Source organism: Reyranella sp. (assembly GCF_017305915.1).
Classification (GTDB): Bacteria; Pseudomonadota; Alphaproteobacteria; order Reyranellales; family Reyranellaceae; genus Reyranella.
This window is the reverse complement of sequence record NZ_JAFKJN010000044.1, coordinates 1-20,621: the sequence shown is the minus strand read 5'-3', so window position 1 is coordinate 20,621 and position 20,621 is coordinate 1. Positions and strand designations below refer to the sequence as shown.

Below are 20,621 nucleotides of genomic sequence, written 5' to 3'. Positions count from 1 at the left end.
ACGCATACTTGCAGTTTCGGGCCGGGCCAAGGCGCGACAAAGGCGCCAGCGGCGAGGAAACGAATCAAGACTGTGACCGTAATCGAGCGCGTTCCGGCGCTGGCGCCGTTCCGGGTTCGGAGCTTCCGATTCCAATGGCCGGCCGACCTTCTGGCTTCCTGGGCCTTCGAGATGGAGGGCGTGATCCTGGGCTGGTTCGTGCTGGTCTCGACCGGCTCGGTGCTGGCGCTCGCGGTCTTCGGCTCGCTTCAGTTCCTCGGCACGCTGATCTCGCCGTTCTTCGGCATGGCCGGCGACCGCATCGGCAACCGCAACCTGATCTGCCTGATGCGGTCGGCCTACATCGTCATCGCCCTGATCCTCGCCGCGCTGTTCCTGACCGACCAGGCGACGCCGGTCGCGGTGTTCGCGCTGGGCATCGCCATCGGCCTGGTGCGGCCCTCCGACATCACGCTGCGCAACCTGCTGGTCGGCGAGACCATGCCGACCGGGATGTTGATGTCGGCCATGAGCATCTCGCGCACGACCGCCGATTCCGCCCGCGTGGTCGGGGCGCTGTCGGGCGCCACCCTGGTGGCGACGCTGGGCTCGGGCGTCGCCTACGTCGTGGTTTGCGCGACCTACCTCGTGAGCCTGCTGCTGTCGCTCCATGTCGGCGTGCGGCGCCTGCGCGTGCTGGGCGAGCCGGAGGTCGCGCTGTCGCCGATCAAGGCGCTGCGCGAGGGCTTCGCCTACGTCTGGTCGACGCCCGACGTGCGGGCCGCGACCCTGCTCGCCTTCCTGATGAACTTCGCCGCCTATCCGTTCGTCGGCCAGCTCCTGGCCCACGTCGCCAAGGACATCTACGGCCTCGACCAGACCGGGCTGGGCTGGCTGATCTCCAGCTTCGCCGTGGGCGCGCTGATCGGCTCGCTGACGCTCTCCGCCCGCGGCGCCCGGATCCGCGCCGCCCGCAGCATGGTCGCCGCGGCGCTGCTCTGGTTCGCGCTCAACCTGGTCTTCGCCTGGATCACCGTGCCGCTTCACGGCGAGCTGCTGCTGATCGCGATCGGTTTCGTACAAAGCTTCTGCATGGTGCCGATGGCGGTGATCCTGCTGCGCACCGCCGATCCCGCCTTCCGCGGCCGGGTGATGGGCGTGCGCATGCTGGCGGTCTACGGCCTGCCGCTCGGCATGCTGCTGAGCGGGCCGCTGATCGAGCATGCGGGCTTCGCCTGGAGCGCCACGCTCTACAGCCTGCTCGGCCTCTTCTTCGCGTCGTTGATCGCCTTGCGATGGCGCAAGCAGCTCTGGCATCGCGACTCGCCCGCCAACCAGCGATAGGCGCAGCCCAGCGCGTCCCGATCGACACCGCGCCGTCGCCCGACGAGCTGCGGTACTGACGCGCGAGGCCAAACGAAAACCGCGGGCCGTTGGGCCCGCGGTCGTTGTCGCTATCGCTATATCCGTCCCAATAGCAGCAGGACGATCACGATGACCAGGATCAGGCCGGCGCCGCCGCTGGGGTAGTAGCCCCAGCCGCTGCTGTAGGGCCACGTCGGCAGGGCACCAATCAGGATCAGGATGAGGATGATCAGCAGGATAGTGCCCAGCATGTGACGTCTCCTGGTTAGCCGAGGTTCTTCTCTGCGAACGACCAGTTCGCGAGCTTCTCCAGCCAGTCCTTGACGTGGTCCGGCCGGCGATTCTGGTAGTCGATGTAGTAGGCGTGCTCCCACACGTCGCAGGTCAGCAGCGCGGTCTCACCGTGCGCGAGCGGCGTGTCGGCGTTGCCGGTGGTGGTGATCTTGAGCTTGCCGTCCTTGCCCTTGACGAGCCAGGCCCAGCCGCTGCCGAACTGGCCGACGGCGGCCTTCTGGAAGGCCTCGTTGAACTCCTTCACGCCGCCGAAGCTGTCCTTCAGCATGTCGGCGATCTTGCCGGCAGGCTTGCCGCCCTTCGGCGACATGCTCTCCCAGTAGAAGTTGTGGTTCCAGATCTGGCCGGAGTTGTTGAAGATCCCCTTTTCCTTGTCGTTGCCTGCCGACTTCTTGACGATCGCCTCGAGATCCATGTGCTCGTAGGGCGTACCGGCGATCATCTTGTTGAGGTTGTCGACGTACGCCTTGTGATGCTTGTGATAGTGGAAAGAGATCGTCTTGGCGGAAACCACCGGATCGAGGGCGCTCTCATCGTAAGGAAGCTTCGGGAGGGAAAACGGGGCTTTTGGACTATCCAATGGCATAACTACTGACTCCTCTGCTTCCCCGTGAACTCAGGCTAAACGCTGCCGGGGGGAAGACGTTCCGGCGGCGCAACCTCCAGAGAAATATGGGCGTTAAGCGTGAAGCCCGCGTTTCCCGGAGGATTTGCGAATGGACGCGATCATTTACCTTGTCGGACTGATCGTCGTCGTGATGGCGATCCTGTCCTTCTTTGGCCTGCATTGAGAGAACGCATGTGGCCGCACCCTCGTCGGCCGCGTCTTGACGGCGCACGAGGCGATTGCGAAGCAGCCGCAGAAAATTTTTCCGCGAACGGTTCTCAGTCGCGCGCTCTGCAGTTGCATCGCGCGCCGCGAAGCGTATCTAGGGCGAACGCTCTTAAGGGAGGTTCGTCGTGCAAGGCAATCCGCAGATCATCGCCGAGCTCAACAAGCTCCTGAAGAATGAGTTGACCGCCATCAACCAGTACTTCCTGCATGCCCGCATGCTCGACCATTGGGGCTTCGAGCGGCTCGGCAAGAAGGTCTACGAGGAATCGATCGGCGAGATGAAGCATGCCGACCGCCTGATCAAGCGCATCCTGTTCCTCGACGGCTTGCCCAACCTGCAGGACCTGGGACGGCTCGGTATCGGCGAGACGGTGGCGGAGTGCCTCAACGCCGACCTGCAGCTCGAGACGGCGGCACGCACCGACCTGGTCGCGACGGTCGCCAAGTGCGAAGCCGAGAAGGATTTCGTCAGCCGCGAGATCGCGGTCCACATCCTCGAGGATTCCGAGGAGCACATCGATTTCCTGGAGACCGAGATCAGCCTGATCGAGAAGGTGGGCGAGCAGAACTACCTGCAGACCCAGATCGGCGAAGGCAAGGAGAGCAGCTAGGCTCGACGACCTAGTCGGCGGCCATCAGCGTCGGTGCGGCGGCCTGTTCGCAGGCGATGGTCTGGTCGATGCGCTTGCGCATCTCGTTGGCGCAGCCGCCGCATTGGGGGTTCTTGCCGCAGGCCCGGAAGACATCGACCGGCCGGCGCGCGCCGGCCCGGACGGCCGCGTCGACTTCACGTTCCCGGATGGCCCGGCAGATGCAAAGATACATGCGCCCCTGACGTTTCCGCTCTGCAGTTGCGAATTACTCGCAAGCTTTCGGCGAAGATAAGAGGCATTCGCAACATCGTCAAGGCGTCTGAAAAACCCAACCCGTCCAGGGGTTTGGGTCAGCCTAGGCCCTTCAAACGGTACTTTTCCAAGGCTTCCCGGAAGGCCCCGTCGATCGGATGGGGCGCCTTGCCCCTGAGCCGGACGACCGTCATCTCGGCGGCGGCGATGCAGAGGTCGTCCTTGAAGGCGGCCGAGGCCACCGTGATCGAGCTGGTGCCGATCTTGAGCACGCCGGTCCCGAGCTCGACCTTCCCCGGCCAGTGCGATTCCGCCAGGAACGAGACGGTCATCCCGGCCGAGATGCCGCGCAGCCCTTCCTCGCGCGGCGTCATCATCCCCATGTCGCGCATGAAGGTGAGACGGGCGGTCTCCATGTAGGCGCAGATGGCGACGTTGTTGATGTGGCCGGCGCCGTCCTGGTCGGAGAAGCGCACGGTATCGGAGGACCAGTGCGGGTAGATCGAGCGATCCTGCAGGCGTTTGTCGCGTGACATGGCGCAAGTGTAGCATCCGCGCGCCATGACACACCCCATCTTCACCGAAGAGCACGATCTCATCCGCGCCCAGCTGCGCCGCTTCGTCGAGGAGAAGGTGAAGCCCGACGGCCCGAAGTGGGAGGAGGCGGGCTTCGTGCCGCGCGAGGTGCTGCGCGAGATGGGTGCGCTGGGCTTCTTCTCGCTGCGTGTGCCCGAGGCGCTGGGCGGTGCGGGACTCGATGCTCGGGCGTCGGTGGTGCTGGCCGAAGAGGTCGGCCGCTCGACCCATGGCGGCTTCGCCATCACCGTGCTGGTCCATACCGACATGGCGAGCCCGCATCTGCTCCGCTTCGGCAGCAAGCGCCAGCTCGAGAAGTACCTGCCGGGCGTGATGGCCGGCACCAGCATCACCGCCGTCGGCGTCACCGAGCCGGGTGCCGGTTCGGACGTCGCCGCAGTGCGCACCCGCGCGGTCAAGGACGGCGACCACTACGTGCTGAACGGCACCAAGATGTTCATCACCAACGGCGTGCGCGCCGATCTCTACTTCATCGCCGCGCGCACCGATCCCGAGGCCAAGGGCAGCCGCGCGCTCACCATGTTCATCGTCGAGAAGGGCACGCCGGGCTTCCGCGTCGGCCGCGCGCTCGACAAGACCGGCTGGCGCAGCTCAGACACCGCCGAGCTGATCTTCGAGGATTGTCGGGTGCCGGCCGAGAACGTGCTGGGCGAGCCCAACCGCGGCTTCTACTCGATCATGGCCAACTTCCAGACCGAGCGGCTGGTGATCGGCGCCATGGCGATGGCAGAGGCGCGCGAGGCGATCCGGCTCACCTTCGACTACGTCAACCAGCGCACCGCCTTTGGCGCGCCCCTGTGGGAGAAGCAGACGATCCGCCAGCGCCTGTCGCGGCGACTGGCCGAGGTCGAGGCGGCGCGCCAGTTGGTCCATCACACTGCCTGGCTTGACGCGCAGGGCACCGACTGCGTCGCCCAGGTCTCGATGGTCAAGGCGCTGGCCGGCGACCTGGTGAACCAGGTGCTCTATGACTGCGTGCAGTTCCATGGCGGCATGGGCTTCATCCGCGAGACCGCGGTCGAGCGCATGGCGCGCGATGCCCGCGTGCAGGCGATCGGCGGCGGCGCGTCCGAGGTGATGCTCGAAGAGGTCGCCAAGCGGTTCGGGCAGGCCCTCATGTCATCCTGAGCGAAGCGAAGGATCTCATGGCGATTGCGAGCGGCATGCCTGTGGAAGCGGCATGAGGTCCTTCGCTGCGCTCAGGACGACAAAAGGGGCGAGCGCTTGAACAGATGGCCGGGCTCTGCGAAGAACCCAGTCGATGACTGAACCCCGTTACTGGGACGACTACGAGGTCGGCCAGAAGTTCCCCATGGGCAGCACGACCTTCACCGAGCAGGAGATCGTCGATTTCGCGCGGCAGTTCGATCCGCAGCCCTTCCATGTCGATGCCGAGGCCGCGAAGCAGTCGATGTATGGCGGCATCATCGCCTCGGGCTGGCATGTCGCTTCCAAGATGATGCGGCTGTTCGTCGACCATTACGTCGACCGGCGCACGGCGCTCGGCTCGCCCGGCGTCGACGAGCTGCGCTGGCTGAAGCCGGTGCGAGGCGGCGACACGCTCACCGGCTGGGTGGTGTGCGCGGCCAAGGTGCCGTCCAAGAGCCGGCCGACCATGGGAGTCATCCACGAGCAGTGGGAAGTGACCAACCAGAAGGGCGAGCTGGTGATGACCACCAAAGGCATCAACATGGTGCGGCGGAGGACCTCATGACCAAGCGCGCGGTGAGGGGGCTCGACCATGTCGTGGTGATGGTCGACGGCATCGATGCGGCCGAGCGGCAGTACGAGAAGCTCGGCTTCCAGGTCCAGCCGCGCGGCTTCCACACCAAGCTCGGCACCGCCAACCACCTGATGATCTTCGACCGCGACTATTTCGAGATCCTGGGTATCGTCGAGCCGACGCCGTTCAACGCCGAGCGCCGCGAATGGCTGAAGGCGGGCGGCGGGCTCGCCAACGTGGCGCTGGCGACCGACGGCGCGGATCTCGCGTTCGACGCCTTCAAGGCGGCCGGCCTCAATCCCGATGCGCCGCTGTTCTTCGACCGCGCCGTCGAGATCGACGGCAAGACCGAGAAGGCGGCCTTCCGCACCGTGCGCATCCCCAAGACCAACATGCCGGTGGTCGGCTTCTTCGTCTGCGAGCACCTGACGCCGCAATTCGTGTACCGGCCGCAATGGGCGCGGCATCCCAACGGCGCGCGCGGCATCCTGGGCGTGACGGTGATCGCCGAGCAGCCGGCCCGGTGGGCGGACGAGCTGCGCAAGTATTTCGGGCCGAACGCGGTGCGGCGCGAGGGCGACTCGATCGTCGCCAACACCGGCTCGCACGACATCCGCTACCTCGGCCGCAAGGAGTATGGCGAGCGCTATCCTGGCGTCACGCCGGTGCGGCCGGGCGATCATCCGGCGCTGCTGCGGCTCAAGGTCGACAACCTGCCGGCCTGCGAGGCGCTGCTGGCGAGGAACGGCGTCAAGGTCGTGAAGCCCAATGCCGGCCGGCTGCTGGTGCCGCCGTCGGAAGCCGCCCATCTCGCCATCGAATTCGCGGAGCGTTGAGTGGACCTTGCCGATCGGAGCATCTACGGCTTTTCGACTTCCGAGCATCTGCGCTTCGCCGACCTCGACGCCAACGGCCACATCAACAACGGCTCTTTCATCGAGATGCTGGAGAATGCCCGCGTCTCCTACCTGCGCCAGATCGTGCGTTTGGGCTTGCCGCGCTTTCGGCTGGTGATCGGCCGCATCGAGGCCGACTTCAAGCGGCAGATGTTCTATCCCGGCGCGGCCACCGCCTGCGCCCGAATCGTCGAGGCGCACCAGCGCAAGGCGGTGATCGGCCAGGCGCTGTTCGACGGCGAGGGGCACTGCACGGCGGTGCAGAAGGTCATCATGGTGTCGCTGAACGAGCAGACCCACAAGAGCACGCCGTTCGATCCGGCGGTGCGGGCCGCGCTCGAGACCCTCGCCGCTTCCAAAGACGGACTGCCGACATGAACAAGCTGATCCCCGAAGGCTTCAAGCAATTGCGGGTCACCGACGACTTCGTCGGTCTGATCGGCCCGCTGTGGTTCAAGGCCGAGGACGACAAGCTCAGGGTCGGCCTGCCGCTCGAGCCGCGCCACGGCAACCCGATGGGCTGGGCGCATGGCGGCCTGCTGGTCACCGTCGCCGACATGGTGATGGGCGCGGGCTCGGGCCACGCCACCGGCATCCGCTGGCCGCATCCCACGATCTCGCTCAGCACCGAGTTCGTGCGCGGCGCCAAGCTCGGCCAGTGGCTCGAAGGCACGGCGCGGATTGCCCGCCGCACCCTCAATTTCTGCTTCTGCAGCTGCGACCTGGTCTGCGGCGGCGAGATCGTCCTCGTTGCATCGGGTGTGTTCAAGGTGCCCGACATCGACAAGATCCCCGAATCCGTACGCTCGCAGGTGCTCGGCAAATGGGAGTAGTATCCCGGTATGAGGTCACTACTTAAGAGTGTCGTCATCGCCGTCCTGGCGATGCTCACCGTGCCGATCGCCGCCTTCGTGCTGGCGACGCACAACAAGACCGATCTCGACGACCGGTTCATGAAGGCGGCCAGCCGCAACAACGGGCTGGTCGCCGCCCAGCTTCGCAGCCAGGGCGTGTCGTACGAGACGTTCTGCGCAGCCGACGTCCAGCACCAGTACGGTCAGGTCTGCGGGCCGCTCAACGAGGTGCATTATTTCGAATGGGCGGCGCTTGCCGCCTGCGCGCTCGGCATCCTGGCGCTGGGCCTCGCGGTGTTCGTGCCGGTGGCGACCGGGCATAGCCGGCGCTGGCTGGCGCTCGCCTTCAGTCCGACCGTTCGGGTCGTCACCTTCGCGGTCGGCATCTCGTTCTGCCTGCAGGCCGCGCTCGCCACCTACGGCCTGTACCTTCTCGAATCGCAGGCGGTCGGCCGCGTCCACATCCAGATCATCGGCGCGGTCGGCATCGGCGGGCTGATCGCCGGCGTGCTGGTGCTGAAGTCGACCTTCTCGATCTTTCGTCCGCACCCCATGCTCATCGTCGGCGAGCGGCTCAACACCGAGAAGGAGGCTGCCTTCTTCGGCCGGCTGCGCGAGCTCGCGGCCAAGACGGGGGCGGCGGTGCCGTCGAACGTCGTGGTCGGGTTGGAGCCGAACTTCTTCGTCACCTCGGCGCCAGTCCAACTGGTCGGGGAACCGCAGCCCCTGCCGGGTAACACGCTCTACCTGTCGGCGCCGCTCTGCCGGCTGTTCACGGCGGCCGAGCTCGATGCGGTGGTCGGCCACGAGTTCGGTCACTTCTCCGGCGAGGACACGCTCTACTCGATGCGCTTCGCGCCGGCCTACCGGACCTTGCATGACGCGCTGCTGGCGGTTCATCGCCAGGCCTCGCGCGGCGGGCTGATCTCCGCCATGGCGATTCCTGCCCGGTCGATGCTGGACTTCTGCCTGTCGCAGTTCGCCCGGCCGGAGCGTCGGATCAGCCGCGAGCGCGAGCATGCCGCCGACGAGGTCGGCGCGTCGATCGCGGGCCCGATGCCGCTGGCGACCGCCTTGCTGAAGGTCGGCCTGTATGTGCCGATGTGGAGGCCGACCGTGGGGACCGCGATCAAGGTCTTGGACGAAGGCAAGGCGTTCAGGAACCTCAGCGAGACCTATGCGCAGATCTCGATCGAGCACGGCGGCAAGGACGCCGCGGCCCAGATCAAGGCAGTCGCGGGCCAGGCGATGGCGCATCCCACCGACACGCATCCATCGACGCGCGAGCGCATCGCGGCCCTGAAGCTCGATCTCGATTCGATCCCGGTCGATCAGGTGGCGCTGGCCGCAGCCGGCAGCTCGGCGCTGTCGCTCGGCGCGCTGACGGAGATCGAGGAGGGGTTGTCGCAGACCTACCAGAACGTCCTGATCGTGAGCGGGCAGGCGACGCCGCCCAAGCCGGCCGCCGCTTAGCCGTGCTTCTTCTTGCGGTAGATCTTGTAGCGGTCGAAATCCATCAGGTGCTCGTAGTGCTCGAAGGCGTCGGCGAACACCTTGTTCTGCTGGAAGTACTCTAGGTAGTCGAAGACCTTGCCCTGGCAGCGCGGCATGCCGGGGATGGTGTCGACGATCAGCAGATCCGGCTGGCCCCTGGCGAAGTCCTCCGACACCGCGTCGAACACGAACTTCTCGGTGTCGCCCATCGTGTCGGGCGCGTTGTAGAGGGCGGGGAAATCCTCGCAGTCGGCATAGACGCCCTGCACCACCCACATGGTCAGGAGCCGCATGGTCATGCGGCCATCCACGTAGTTCAGCATCGGCCAGAACGGGTAGATGCCGGGCGATAGCGTCAGGATCGTGCGGTGCGGTGCGTTCTGCTCGACGATGTGGGCCAGGATGCCGCCGACCGAATCCTGGTACTGGCGCTGCTTGTAGAAGGGCGGCGTGTACAGCGCCGCCTGGAAGTAGAGCAGCACCATCAGCGTCGCCGAGATCACCGCCACCGGCAGGCGATGGGCGCTGCGGTCGATCGGCAGGTAGCGGTCGACGGTCTGCGACAGGGTGAAGGTCGCCAGCAGGATCGCCGCCGACAGCGCCGGCAGCACGTGGTAGGGCCAGCCTTTGGCCTGGGCAATCGCCGACAGCGCCGCGCCGATGCCGAAGGCCAGCAGCGCCCGCGCCGCCAGCGCCCGCGTCAGGAAGATTGCGAAGGCGCCGAACAGCAGCAGCGCGATCAGCGTCGGCAGCATGACGTTGCTGGTCAGCACCTGGCGCCAGCCGGCATCGCCGATCGGCTCGTAGGACTCGAGCGCCATCGGCATAATGAAGCGGCCGAACACCGAGAACACGGTGTACATCAGCACCAGGTGGGTGAGCGCCACCGCGAAGATCGACCACGGGATCCGGTCGATGAAGGTGGCGCGCCAGCCGCGGCGCGTCAGCAGGAACAGCTCCACCGTCGCCGGGATGGCGAGGTAATAGGGCTTCATCGCCAGGAACAGCCCGGCCGTCAGGCCGATGACGATCGCGCTCCATCGGCCGAGCTGCACGCCCTCGGCCCGTGCCATCGAGGCGATCAAGTAGGGCGCGCAGGCCACGAACATGATGTGCTCGCGCTGGCCGAAATGCTCGTTGGGCAGCACCGTGAACAGGAACAGCAGCACCGGCGGCAGCAACGCTTCGGTCAACGCATGGTCGGCCGAGGGCACCAGGCGGACCAGGCGGCGGCAGGCATAGAAGGAGAGGGCGATGCCGCCCACCACCCAGGCGGTGAACCACAGCGGCACGCCGCCCGGCAGGATCCTGGCCGTCAGCACCGGCAGGGCGTGCACGATGAAGGTGAGCGGCAGGTTCTCGTCGATGATGTCGACATAGAGCTTCTCGCCGCCGAGCCAGCGGTCGGTGACGTAGAGGATGGCGCCGACATCGTGGTTGATCGGCGGGAAGAAATAGCCGGCCAGCCAGATCACCGGCAGCGCGAACAGCGGTACCAGCAGGAGCCGCTCCAGGCGCGGCGAAATGACGGGTGGTTTGGTCGTGGCGGTTGGCAAGGCCCGATCAAGATATCATAAGCGGTGCGTGGAGCGGATCGAGTACGAGCGCATGCATGCGGTCGAGGATCGCATGTGGTGGTATCGCGGCCTGCGCGCCCTGGTCGTGCAGGAACTGACGCGCGCGCTTCGCAAGGCGGACGGCAAAGCGGAGGGGCCGGTGCTCGATGCCGGCTGCGGCACTGGCGGCATGCTGGCGCGACTGGGGCCCGCTGCGCTGGGCGTCGAGTACGATCCCGCCGCCGCCGCTCTCGCGGGTGCGAAGTCCGGACGGCCGGTCGCCTGCGGTTCGGTCAACGAAATGCCACTGGGTCCGGCGGTGCTCGCGGGCTACGTGTCGCTCGACGTGCTGTGCCATGGCGGCGTCGATCCGGGGCGTGCCGCGAGGGAAGCGCATCGCTGCCTGAAGCCCGGTGCGATCGCGCTGTTCAATCTGCCGGCCTATGGCTGGCTGTTGTCGGCGCATGACCGGCGCGTGCACAATGTCCGGCGTTTCACCCGCGGCCAGGCGCGTGCCCTGCTGGCCGGCTGCGGCTTCAAGGTCCTCAAGGCGAGCTACTGGAACACCTTGCTCTTCCCCCTGATGATGCTGCACCGACTGACCGAGCGCGCCGACGCCGAAAGCGACGTGCGCGACTTCCCGCGCTGGCTCGACGCGATCTTCTCGACGGCGCTCGCCGTCGAGCGCGCGGTGATCGGCGCCGGCATCCCGCTGCCGTTCGGCGGCTCCCTGCTGATCGTGGCCGAGCGCAATGGCTGATCCGGCGTTCGCGCTCTCCATCGTCGTGCCGGTCTACAACGGCGCGGCGACCGTCGGCGAGCTGGTCGAGGCGCTGCGCGCGCTGGACATCGAAGGCGGGCTAGAGATCGTGCTGGCGGTCGACGGCAGTCCCGACAACAGCCTGGAGGTCTGCAAGAAGCTCGCGGCCGAACCCGGCGCGCCGGTGACGGTGCTGAGCCTCAGCCGCAATTTCGGCGAGCACAACGCGGTGATGGCGGGGCTGGCGCGCTCCCGCGGCGCCTTCGCCATCACCATGGACGACGACCTGCAGAACCCGCCGTCCGAGGTGAAGCGGCTCTACGAGTATGCCCGCGACGGCGGCTACGACGCCGTCTACACCTACTACGAGGAGAAGAAGCACGCGGCCTGGCGCAACATCGGCAGCCGCTTCACCAACTGGTGCGCCGATCATCTGATCGACAAGCCCAAGGGCCTCTATCTCTCGAGCTTCCGCTGCCTTTCGGCCTTCGTGCGCGAGCACATCACCGCCGGCTACGAGGGCCCGTACCCCTATGTCGACGGCCTGGTCTTCCAGGTGACGCAGAATGTCGGCCGGCTGCAGGTGGCGCACCTGCCGCGCATCGAGGGTCGCTCGAACTACACGATCTCCCGCCTGTTCCGGCTGTGGCTGTCGATGTTCCTGAACTTCTCGGTGATCCCGCTGCGCTTCGCCACCCTGTTCGGCATCGCCTTCGGCGCATTGGGCGCGCTGGCTGCGGTCATCGTGATCGCCGAGGCGATCTCGGAGAGCAAGCCGCCGCAGGGCTGGGCCTCGCTGATGGTTGCCGTCCTGGTGCTGGCGGGCGTGCAGCTGATCGTGGTCGGCGTGATCGGCGAGTATCTCGGCCGCATGTTCCTCGCCAGCAACCGCAAGCCGCAGTACCTGATCCGTGAAGTGTTCACGCGCGGCGACGGCGCTGTCGCGGTCGAGCGGCCGGCCGTCAACACGCAGGCCGCCGGCCAGCCCTATCGCGTGCCGAATCCACCGGAGCCTCAATCGGAGCCGAAACGATGATGATCTATTACGTGGTCCTGGGGATCAGCATCCTGGCCGGCATCGTGGGCCAGATGCTGCTCAAGGCGGGCGCCGATGCGCCGACCCTGATCGAGCAGATCTTCCGTCCCTCGACCCTGATCGGGCTGGCGTTCTACGGCTCGGCGGCCTTCCTCTACATTTTCGCCCTGCGCAAGATACCGTTGTCGGTCGCCTTCCCGAGCGTGTCGCTGTCCTATGCGATCGTCGCGGTGATGGGCCACTTCCTTTTCGGCGAGCCGTTCGGCATCAAGCAGATCGGCGGCATCGCGCTCATCATGGGCGGGGTGGTACTGATCAACCAGACTTGAGGAGACGTCCCGTGGACTACGAGCAGATCAAGTATGAGAAGACGGACGGCATCCTCACCATCACGCTCAACCGGCCGGACAAGCTCAACGCCTTCACCGGCAGGATGCTGTCGGAGCTGCTCGACGCCATGGACCGCTCCGACCGCGACGACGACGTGCGCGCGGTGGTCTTCACCGGTGCCGGCCGCGGCTTCTGCGCCGGCGCCGATCTCTCCGGCGGCGCCAACACCTTCAACGCCGAGAACCGCGGTCCGGTCGATCCCGGCCTCGACGGCCATCGCGACGGCGGCGGGCTGTTCACGCTGCGGCTCTACGATTCGCTGAAGCCCACCATTGCCGCCTGCAACGGACCGGCGGTCGGTGTCGGCATCACCATGCAGCTCGCGATGGATGTGCGGCTCGCCTCGGAGGCGGCACGCTACGGCTTCGTCTTCACCCGCCGCGCCATCGTCATGGAGGCCTGCTCGAGCTGGTTCCTGCCGCGCCTCGTGGGCCCTCAGCAGGCGCTGGAATGGGTGATGACCGGCCGCGTCTTCCCGGCCGAGGAGGCGCTCAGCGGCCGGCTGGTGCGCTCGGTCCACAAGCCGGAGGAGCTGCTGCCCGCGGCCTATGCGCTGGCTCGCGAGATCGCCGACCACACCGCGCCGGTCTCGGTCGCGCTCAACCGCCAGATGATCTGGAAGATGCTGGGCACCGACCATCCGATGGAGGCCCACAAGGTCGATTCCAAGGGGATTTATGCCCGCGGCAAGTCGGCCGACGTGAAGGAGGGGGTGACCGCCTTCCTGGAGAAGCGGCCGGCGCGCTTCCCGATGAAAGTCAGCGACGGAATGCCGTCTTATTATCCGTGGTGGGTGGAGCGTAAGTTCCGCTAAAGGGTGTTGAGGAGGAAACCATGACCAAAATTCATCTGCCGCGCCGCGCCGTCCTGGCGGCGGTGCCGGCCCTCGTTGCTGCGCCGCACATCGTGCGCGCCCAGGGCAGCAAGCCGGAGAAGAGCAAGGTGGTGCTCGCGGTCGGCGGCAAGTCGGCGCTCTACTACCTGCCCCTGACCATCGCGGAGCGGAAGGGCTTCTTCAAGGACGCCGGCCTCGATGTCGAGATCAACGACTTCCAGGGCGGCTCCAAGTCGCTCGAGGCCCTGATGGGCGGCAGCGCCGACGTCACCTCCGGCGCCTACGAGCACACCATCCGCATGCAGCAGCGCGGCCAGCCCATCAAGGGCTTCGTGCTGATGGGCCGCGGCATGCAGATCGCGATCGGCCTGCGCAAGGAAGTCGCCGCCAAGGTCAAGGGACCGGCCGACATCAAGGGCCTGAAGTTCGGCGTCAGCGCGCCGGGCTCCTCGACCCACATGCTGCTGCTGAGTTGGGCCGCCAAGGGCGGGCTCAAGGCCTCCGACGTGGTGGCGATCGGTGTCGGTGCCGGCGCGACGGTCGTGGCGGCGATCGAGAAGGGCCAGGTCGACGGCGTGTCCCAGACCGACCCGGCGCTCACCATCCTGCAGGACAAGGGCATGATCGACATCAAGGTCGACACCCGCACCACCAAGGGTAACCTGGAGGTGTTCGGCGGCGCCTTCCCGGCGGCCTGCCTCTATTGCCAGCCGGCGTTCCTGACCAAGACCCCGAACACCGCGCAGGCGCTCGCCACGGCGATCGTGCGCGCCGACGAGTGGCTGCAGACCGCCTCGCCGGCCGACGTCGCCAAGACGGTGCCCGAGGCCTACCTGCTGGGCGACCGCGCGATCTACGAGAAGTCGTTCGCCGGCGTGCGCGAGTGCATCTCGCCGGACGGCACGATGCCGGCCGGCGCGCAGGACAACTGTCTCAAGTTCCTGGTCGATGCGGATCCGAAGCTCGCGGCCGACAAGGACAAGATCAAGCTCGCCGACACCTGGACCAACGAGTTCGCCGAAAAGGCGAAGAAGCGCTCGTAAGGCGATCGTGGCGACCAACGCGCCCGCCCTGGCGCTCGACGACGTCACCTGCCGCTTCGCCGCTCGTGAGGGCGGCGAGGCCTATACGGCCGTCGCCAACGCGACGCTGCGCGTCGACGCCGGCGAGTTCGTGTCGGTGGTCGGCCCGACCGGCTGCGGCAAGTCCACCCTCCTGAACGTGGCTGCCGGCCTGCTCGAGCCGTCGTCCGGCACGATTTCCGTGTTCGGCGAGCGGCTGATCGCCGCCAACGGCGTCAACCGGCGCGCCGGCTACATGTTCCAGGCCGATGCGCTGATGCCGTGGCGCACCGGCATCGGCAATGTGATCGCGGGGCTCGAATTCCGCGGCGTTTCGCACGCCCAGGCGGTGGAGCAGGGCGAGGCCTGGCTGCGCCGCGTCGGCCTGGCGGGCTTCGGCGACCGCTACCCGCACCAGATGTCGGGCGGCATGAGGAAGCGGCTGGCGCTGGCGCAGACGCTGATCCTGAGCCCCGACATCCTGTTGATGGACGAGCCGTTCTCGGCGCTCGACGTGCAGACGCGGCAGCTCATGGAGAACGAGCTGCTGGCGCTGTGGGCCGAGGACAGGAAGTCGGTACTGTTCATCACCCACGACCTCGAGGAGGCGATCGCGCTCTCCGACCGCGTCGTGGTGCTGTCGGCCGGCCCGGGCACGCGGCCGATCGGCGACTTCAAGATCGACCTGCCGCGGCCGCGCGACGTCTCGGAGATCCGCATGACGCCGGCCTTCCTGGCGCTGCACAAGGAGATCTGGGGCGCCATGAAGGAAGAGGTGCTGAAGGCCTATCAGCGCCAGAAGGCGGCGTGAGATGAAGCTCAGGGTCCTGCAGTTCGCGGTGTTCGCCGCGCTGATCCTGCTGTGGCACTCGCTGACCAAGCCCGGCCTGCTGCCGAATTTCTACTTCGAGCAGGACAACCGCGCCGCCTTCTTCTTCGGCGAGCCGGCCAAGGTGTTCTGGGTGATCGTCGAGTGGTTCACCTCGTTCGAGATCTTCGAGCATCTCTGGGTGACCCTGCTCGAGACCCTGCTGGGTTTCCTGATCGGCGCGGTGTCCGGCCTGGCGATCGGCCTGTGGCTGGCGCTCAGCAACACCGCCTCGGCGGTGATGGAGCCCTACATCAAGGGTCTGAACTCGATGCCGCGCGTGGTGCTGGCGCCGATCTTCGCGGTGTGGTTCGGCCTCGGTATCTGGTCGAAGGTCGCGCTCGGCGTCACGCTGGTGTTCTTCGTGGTGTTCTTCAACGTCTACCAGGGCGTGCGCGAGGTCAGCCCGACGCTGCTTGCCAACGCCCGCATGCTGGGCGCCTCGCGCAACCAGCTGCTGCGCTCGATCTACCTGCCGTCGGCGATGAGCTGGGTGTTCGCGAGCCTGCACAACGCCGTTGGCCTCGCCTTCGTCGGCGCCGTGGTCGGCGAGTATCTCGGCTCGTCGAAGGGCGTCGGCTACCTGATCCTTCAGGCCGAAGGCACCTTCGACATCAACACGGTGTTCGCCGGCATCATCGTGCTGACCGGCTTCGCGCTGGTCCTCGATGCCCTGGTCACCCTGGTCGAGCAGCGCCTGATGACCTGGCAGCCGCGCGCCAGCGAGACGGAGAAGGTGTAAGCTCCCCGCATGGGGGCAGGATACCGAAGGTTGCGACGGATTGCGGGCGCACTGGTCCTGGCGGCGTCGATGGGCGGACCGGCCGACGCCTCCGCCCAGTTCCTGAGCTTCGATCAGTGCAAGACCGGCGATGAGGTCGCCTCGGATCAGCGCGAGCCTTATCAGCAGGCGGCGCTGCGCTTCGCCCGGCTGGCGGTGAAGCAGGATGCGGCGGAAATCCATCGCCAGCTCGCGCCCGACATCCAGCGCACCCTCACGGCGGAGCAGATATCGACGACGTTTCTGCTGCCTCTGGCGAAGCTGACCCGAGACCTCGGTGAACCGCATGTCGCTCAATCCTTTCTGGTGGCGTCGCGCGGCTCAGTGGCAGACCGCTTCGTCATGTGTGGCGTGCGCGGCGCGTCCGCTACGCTGGGCGACAAGGTGTTCGTCGCGGCCACGTCGGTGGCCAAGCAGGCGCACGTGATCATCGAGGCGGACGGCGCTAATTATGTCATGACGTTCGTCGTCTGGCTGGTCCCCGGGAACTCCGACGACTGGCGCCTCAAGGGGTTCCATGCCGTGACGACGACCGCGCTCGGCAAGTCCGCGGCGGATTTCCAGGCGATGGCGCGACAGCAGCGTGACAACGGCCATGCGTTCAACGCAGCCATGCTGTTCGCCGAGGCGGCAACCCTCGGCAACTATGGCAAGTCCTTCCAGACCGGCTTGTGGCGGGACTTTGAGAAGGAATGGAAAGCGTTCGAGCTGCCGGCGGAGTTGAAAGGCACGGCGCCCTTCATCTGGCAGTTCGATGGCGAGACGTTCCGCATCCTCAACGTTCGTCCGCTGGCTTTCTCCAGCCGCCAACTGGCCGTGATCATCCAGTCCGAGACGCCCTCGCTCGCTGACACCGCCATGGTCCGCGCCGAGAGCCAGCGCCTGATCGCCGGCTTCTTGAAGAAGTATCCCGAAATCCGAGACGTCTTCGATGGCGTTGTCATCCAGGCATCGGAGCCGGGCAGCAACAAGCTGTTCGGGACGACCGAGACCTTCAAAAAGTAGAGCCTCTAACGCCCGGTGAATCGCGCGGCGCGCTTCTCGAGGTAGTGGGCAACGCCTTCCTTGAAGTCGGCGGTCTGGAACGAGAGCTCCATCTCGTGGTTGGCTTGGATGGTGGCCTCCGAGAGAGACTGGAACTCTGCCTCCCAGATTTGCCGCTTCATCACCGCGACCGAGCGCGGCGACACCGTGTCGGCCAGCAGCCGGGCATAGGCGCGCGTCTCGGCCAGCAGCTTGTCGTCCGCGATGACCCGGCTCACCAGGCCGAGCGACAGCGCCTCGGGGGCGCGGAACTTGCGGGCCGAGCAGAGGAGGTCGAGCGCCGCCGGCAGGCCGACCAGGCGCGGCAGCAGCCAGCTCACGCCGTGCTCGGCGATCAGGCCGCGCTGGGCGAAGGCGGTCGTGAACACCGCCGATTCGCCGGCGAAACGCAGGTCGGCATAGAGCGGGATGACGAAACCCAGCCCCGCCGCCGGCCCGTTGATGGCAGCGATGATGAACTTCGGGATCTTGGGGAAATAGGAATAGTGCATGCGAAATTCGGCCAACGCGCTGCCGCCTGGCAAATCGTCGTGGATGACGCTGCTGCGGTCGACCGAGCCGCCGGCGCCGATCGCCCGCAGCCCACCCATGTCGGCACCGGCGCAGAAGCCGCGGCCGGCGCCGGTCAGGATGATCGCCCGTACTTGCTCGTCGCCGCCGGCTTTTTGCATGGCGTCCCGGAGGTCGAGATGCATCTGTCGCGTCCAGGCATTGAGCTTCTCGGGCCGGTTGAGTGTGATGGTGCAAATTCGATCGGCGACCTCGTACAGCACCGTCTCATAGGCCATGGCGCATCGTCCTCCTGTGCATTTTTGTGAGTCGCATGATGGGCAAAAGGCGGCGACGATACAAACGCGACGCGAAGGAGCGGACGGGTTGTGAAACCCGACGGGCGCGACCGGTTAGTGCTACTATCGCGTGGTGTGTGGAAACAATCAGAGGTAGGGAATGGCCAAGCGGGAATTCTCCCACCCCAACGACATGCATAAATTCGTGGGGCAGGAGATCGGCGTGAGCGACTGGGTCGAGGTCACGCAGGAGCGCATCAACCAGTTCGCCGAGGCGACCGGCGACCATCAATGGATTCATGTCGACGTCGAGCGCGCCAAGAAGGACATGCCGGGCGGCAAGACGATCGCCCACGGCTTCCTGACCTTGTCGCTGATCCCGATGCTCAACCACCAGATCTCGCACATCAACAACGTGCGCAACGGCATCAACTACGGCTGCAACAAGGTGCGCTTTACGAACCCGGTGCCGGCCGGCTCGCGGGTGCGGGCACGCGCCAGGCTGATGGCCGCAGATCCGATGAAGGGCGGCGGCGTGCGGCTAACGAACGAGATGACCATCGAGATCGAGGGGCAGGACAAGCCGGCGTGCATCGCCGAGACCATGTCCATCGTCTACGGCACCTGAGCGGGGGGTCGGGCATTGCTGAAGCGTGAAGAGCTGACGACCGAGCGCATCGAGCAGATCGTCAGGGACGCCCGCCAGGCCGGCTACGACTTCTTCCTGGATGCCGGCCAGCGCGAGGCGAGCCTGCGTCAGGCGCTGAAGCGCTGCGCGCCCGGCGACGAAGTGTGGGTGTTCGCCTACGGCTCGCTGATGTGGAACCCGGCGCTGGAGTTCGCCGAGTCCTCGATCTGCCAGGTGCAGGGCTGGCACCGCTCCTTCTGCTTCTGGACGCCGATGGGTCGCGGCACGCCCGAGCTGCCCGGCCTGATGCTGGCGCTCGAGCGTGGCGGCAGCTGCGAGGGCATCGCCTATCGCCTGGCGCCCGAGCAGGTGGAGAGCGAGCTCGCCATCCTGTGGAACCGCGAGATGCTGGCCGGTTACTACCAGCCGCAATGGGTGCCGGCGACGCTGCGCGACGGCCGCGCCGTGACGGCGGTGACCTTCGAGGTCGACACCGCGCATTGCCAGTATTGCGGCGACCTGCCGGCCGACAAGCAGGCGCATCACATCGCCTTCGCCGAGGGCCGGCGCGGCGCCTGCCGCGACTATCTCGCCAACACCGCCGCCCATGCCCGCGCGCTCGGCATCCACGATCCCTACATCGAGGACATGGTGGCGCGGGTCGGGCATCTGCGTGGCGAGGACGTGGCTCCGAGCGTGCCGCCGGAGCGCGAAAGCGTGGTCGTCGGCCAGGCCTGAGCCGCCGCGCCTCGAAAATCCCGTGACGCAACGCTGGGCGGTGCTGCACGCGCTGTGACATAGTCGCCGCGTGACCGATCTCGTCGTTCGTTGGAAAGCGCTGCCGCCCAATCTGCGCGGCATTTTGTGGGTCGGCCTGTCGGGCCTGTTGTTCGCCCTGCTTAACGTCTTCACGCTGATCCCGTCGCAGCATCTCAATCCCTACGTCATGGCGTTCATGCGCTATTTCTTCGGGACGCTGATCCTGCTGCCGATCATCATGAAGCTCGGCGTCCGCCGCGCCATGCATACGCGCCGCCTGCCGCTCCACCTGTTCCGGGGCGCTATCCATGCCGGCGGCATGTTCCTGTGGTTCATCGGCCTGCCGCTGACGACCCTGGCCAGCATCACCGCGCTCGGCTTCACCGGCCCGATCTTCGTGACCATTGGGGCGGCATTGTTCCTCGGCGAGGACGTCCGCCTGCGCCGCTGGATCGCGGTCGCCGTCGGCTTCGCCGGCGCCATGATCATCATCCGCCCGGGTATCGGCGACCTCGGGCTCGGCGCCATCGTCATCCTGATCAGCACGCCGATCTTCTCGGCTTCCAACCTGATCTCCAAGGCGCTGGCGCGCACCGAATCGGCGCCCACCATTGTCATCTGGCAGCACCTCACCATCGTGCTGTTCGCCGCGCCGGTCGCGCTGTGGTTCTGGCAGACGCCGAGCCCGACCGACGTGCTGTGGTTCGTGGCCGCCGGCCTGTGCGGCACCTTCGGCCATATCTGCCAGCAGAACGGCTACCAGCTCGCCGACATCACCCTGCTGCAGCCGATCGGCTTCCTGTCGCTCCTGTGGAACACGCTGCTGGGCTACTTCCTGTTCGTCCAGCAGCCCGACGTCTGGACGTTCGTCGGCGCAGCCGTGATCTTCGCCAGCGCCATGTACATCTCGCACCGCGAGGCGGTGCGGCGGGCGAAGGTGAAGAGCACGGTGGGGCCGGCGGGTCCGGCCAGCGCTTAACTATTCCTCCCCATTCAAATGGGGAGGCGCCCCGCTCATAGCGGGGCGGAGGGGTCATAAGCTGCAGTCTTGGTGGGGCCGATGACTCCGCCCGTGATCACGCGTGCACCTTGTGTCTTGGAATGGGTGCAGACTGCGGTCGCCAGAGGATCGGCTCGCACCCGATCCTCTGGCGCGGCAGGAGAGCCCGTCTGGCACCAAGACTGCACGTCGTTGGGGAGCTTGGGCCCCGGCCGTTGTCTTCGCAAACCCGA

General features: G+C 66.7%; 25 protein-coding genes. 19 read left to right on the top strand and 6 right to left on the bottom strand.

Annotation, left to right across the window (positions count from 1 at the left end; translation table 11 throughout):
* Nucleotides 1-72 precede the first annotated feature (72 nt).
* A complete protein-coding gene (locus J0J01_RS31310) occupies nt 73-1,323 on the top strand; it encodes an MFS transporter (RefSeq protein WP_296387560.1) in 1,251 nt (416 codons plus the stop codon).
* A 116-nt stretch (nt 1,324-1,439) separates the two neighbouring features.
* On the opposite strand, the gene J0J01_RS31305 is transcribed toward J0J01_RS31310, so the two are convergent.
* Together J0J01_RS31305 and J0J01_RS31300 are read right to left on the bottom strand one after the other, a co-directional pair.
* The gene (locus J0J01_RS31305; RefSeq protein ID WP_296387559.1) at nt 1,440-1,595 is read right to left on the bottom strand and encodes a DUF3309 family protein; all 156 of its coding nucleotides are present in this window, start codon (nt 1,593-1,595) and stop codon (nt 1,440-1,442) included.
* Between the two features lie 14 nt (nt 1,596-1,609).
* The gene (locus J0J01_RS31300) at nt 1,610-2,224 is read right to left on the bottom strand and encodes a superoxide dismutase (RefSeq protein ID WP_296387558.1); all 615 of its coding nucleotides are present in this window, start codon (nt 2,222-2,224) and stop codon (nt 1,610-1,612) included.
* Nucleotides 2,225-2,598: 374 nt separating this feature from the next.
* Here J0J01_RS31300 and bfr point away from each other — a divergent pair, with 374 nt between their 5' ends.
* On the top strand, nt 2,599-3,084 hold the full coding sequence (gene bfr, locus J0J01_RS31295; RefSeq protein ID WP_296387557.1) for a bacterioferritin: 486 nt from the start codon (nt 2,599-2,601) through the stop codon (nt 3,082-3,084).
* 10 nt (nt 3,085-3,094) lie between these two features.
* Here the strand turns inward: bfr and J0J01_RS31290 are convergent, their stop codons facing one another.
* Nucleotides 3,095-3,298, bottom strand: a complete 204-nt coding sequence (locus tag J0J01_RS31290) for a (2Fe-2S)-binding protein (protein ID WP_296387556.1) — start codon at nt 3,296-3,298, stop codon at nt 3,095-3,097.
* A 118-nt stretch (nt 3,299-3,416) separates the two neighbouring features.
* Complete coding sequence (locus J0J01_RS31285; RefSeq protein WP_296387555.1) at nt 3,417-3,854, bottom strand: thioesterase family protein; 438 nt, start codon at nt 3,852-3,854, stop codon at nt 3,417-3,419.
* Nucleotides 3,855-3,879: 25 nt separating this feature from the next.
* Here J0J01_RS31285 and J0J01_RS31280 point away from each other — a divergent pair, with 25 nt between their 5' ends.
* The 6 genes from J0J01_RS31280 to J0J01_RS31255 all read left to right on the top strand — a co-directional run bounded on the left by J0J01_RS31280 (nt 3,880) and on the right by J0J01_RS31255 (nt 8,861).
* The gene (locus J0J01_RS31280) at nt 3,880-5,043 is read left to right on the top strand and encodes an acyl-CoA dehydrogenase family protein (protein WP_296387554.1); all 1,164 of its coding nucleotides are present in this window, start codon (nt 3,880-3,882) and stop codon (nt 5,041-5,043) included.
* Between the two features lie 133 nt (nt 5,044-5,176).
* Nucleotides 5,177-5,629 (top strand): MaoC family dehydratase, encoded by a 453-nt coding sequence (locus J0J01_RS31275; RefSeq protein ID WP_296387553.1) that lies wholly within the window; start codon nt 5,177-5,179, stop codon nt 5,627-5,629.
* Entirely contained in the window at nt 5,626-6,474 is an 849-nt protein-coding gene (locus tag J0J01_RS31270; protein WP_296387552.1) for a VOC family protein, read from the top strand. Before J0J01_RS31275 ends, J0J01_RS31270 begins: the two co-directional genes overlap by 4 nt.
* The gene (locus J0J01_RS31265; protein ID WP_296387551.1) at nt 6,475-6,912 is read left to right on the top strand and encodes a thioesterase family protein; all 438 of its coding nucleotides are present in this window, start codon (nt 6,475-6,477) and stop codon (nt 6,910-6,912) included.
* Nucleotides 6,909-7,367 carry a PaaI family thioesterase gene (locus J0J01_RS31260; protein WP_296387550.1) on the top strand — a complete coding sequence of 153 codons (459 nt, stop codon included), beginning with the start codon at nt 6,909-6,911 and terminating at the stop codon, nt 7,365-7,367. The genes J0J01_RS31265 and J0J01_RS31260 overlap by 4 nt, the downstream gene beginning before the upstream one ends.
* A gap of 9 nt (nt 7,368-7,376) precedes the next feature.
* Nucleotides 7,377-8,861 carry a M48 family metallopeptidase gene (locus tag J0J01_RS31255; RefSeq protein WP_296387549.1) on the top strand — a complete coding sequence of 495 codons (1,485 nt, stop codon included), beginning with the start codon at nt 7,377-7,379 and terminating at the stop codon, nt 8,859-8,861.
* On the opposite strand, the gene J0J01_RS31250 is transcribed toward J0J01_RS31255, so the two are convergent.
* Nucleotides 8,858-10,438, bottom strand: coding sequence for a hypothetical protein (locus J0J01_RS31250; protein WP_296387548.1), 1,581 nt, complete (start codon nt 10,436-10,438; stop codon nt 8,858-8,860). The genes J0J01_RS31255 and J0J01_RS31250 overlap by 4 nt on opposite strands.
* Before the next feature lie 28 nt (nt 10,439-10,466).
* Between J0J01_RS31250 and J0J01_RS31245 the strand changes: the two genes are divergently transcribed.
* The 8 genes from J0J01_RS31245 to J0J01_RS31210 are packed head-to-tail and all read left to right on the top strand — an operon-like array spanning nt 10,467 to nt 17,174.
* A complete protein-coding gene (locus J0J01_RS31245) occupies nt 10,467-11,198 on the top strand; it encodes a methyltransferase domain-containing protein (protein ID WP_296387547.1) in 732 nt (243 codons plus the stop codon).
* Complete coding sequence (locus J0J01_RS31240; protein WP_296387546.1) at nt 11,191-12,234, top strand: glycosyltransferase family 2 protein; 1,044 nt, start codon at nt 11,191-11,193, stop codon at nt 12,232-12,234. The genes J0J01_RS31245 and J0J01_RS31240 overlap by 8 nt, the downstream gene beginning before the upstream one ends.
* The gene (locus J0J01_RS31235; protein ID WP_296387545.1) at nt 12,231-12,563 is read left to right on the top strand and encodes an SMR family transporter; all 333 of its coding nucleotides are present in this window, start codon (nt 12,231-12,233) and stop codon (nt 12,561-12,563) included. Before J0J01_RS31240 ends, J0J01_RS31235 begins: the two co-directional genes overlap by 4 nt.
* Nucleotides 12,564-12,574: 11 nt before the next feature.
* Entirely contained in the window at nt 12,575-13,438 is an 864-nt protein-coding gene (locus tag J0J01_RS31230) for a crotonase/enoyl-CoA hydratase family protein (RefSeq protein ID WP_296387544.1), read from the top strand.
* A 20-nt stretch (nt 13,439-13,458) separates the two neighbouring features.
* Complete coding sequence (locus J0J01_RS31225) at nt 13,459-14,502, top strand: ABC transporter substrate-binding protein (RefSeq protein ID WP_296387543.1); 1,044 nt, start codon at nt 13,459-13,461, stop codon at nt 14,500-14,502.
* 4 nt (nt 14,503-14,506) lie between these two features.
* The gene (locus tag J0J01_RS31220; protein ID WP_296387577.1) at nt 14,507-15,331 is read left to right on the top strand and encodes an ABC transporter ATP-binding protein; all 825 of its coding nucleotides are present in this window, start codon (nt 14,507-14,509) and stop codon (nt 15,329-15,331) included.
* 1 nt (nt 15,332) lies between these two features.
* Nucleotides 15,333-16,130 (top strand): ABC transporter permease, encoded by a 798-nt coding sequence (locus J0J01_RS31215; protein ID WP_296387542.1) that lies wholly within the window; start codon nt 15,333-15,335, stop codon nt 16,128-16,130.
* Between the two features lie 30 nt (nt 16,131-16,160).
* Nucleotides 16,161-17,174 (top strand): hypothetical protein, encoded by a 1,014-nt coding sequence (locus J0J01_RS31210; RefSeq protein ID WP_296387541.1) that lies wholly within the window; start codon nt 16,161-16,163, stop codon nt 17,172-17,174.
* Between the two features lie 5 nt (nt 17,175-17,179).
* On the opposite strand, the gene J0J01_RS31205 is transcribed toward J0J01_RS31210, so the two are convergent.
* Nucleotides 17,180-18,001 (bottom strand): enoyl-CoA hydratase, encoded by an 822-nt coding sequence (locus J0J01_RS31205; protein WP_296387540.1) that lies wholly within the window; start codon nt 17,999-18,001, stop codon nt 17,180-17,182.
* 160 nt (nt 18,002-18,161) lie between these two features.
* Here J0J01_RS31205 and J0J01_RS31200 point away from each other — a divergent pair, with 160 nt between their 5' ends.
* The 3 genes from J0J01_RS31200 (at nt 18,162) to J0J01_RS31190 (ending at nt 20,367) form a co-directional block, all read left to right on the top strand.
* Nucleotides 18,162-18,629 carry a MaoC family dehydratase gene (locus J0J01_RS31200; RefSeq protein WP_296387539.1) on the top strand — a complete coding sequence of 156 codons (468 nt, stop codon included), beginning with the start codon at nt 18,162-18,164 and terminating at the stop codon, nt 18,627-18,629.
* A 15-nt stretch (nt 18,630-18,644) separates the two neighbouring features.
* Nucleotides 18,645-19,367 carry a gamma-glutamylcyclotransferase gene (locus J0J01_RS31195; RefSeq protein WP_296387538.1) on the top strand — a complete coding sequence of 241 codons (723 nt, stop codon included), beginning with the start codon at nt 18,645-18,647 and terminating at the stop codon, nt 19,365-19,367.
* A gap of 70 nt (nt 19,368-19,437) precedes the next feature.
* A complete protein-coding gene (locus J0J01_RS31190; protein WP_296387537.1) occupies nt 19,438-20,367 on the top strand; it encodes a DMT family transporter in 930 nt (309 codons plus the stop codon).
* The last annotated feature ends 254 nt before the right edge of the window (nt 20,368-20,621 follow it).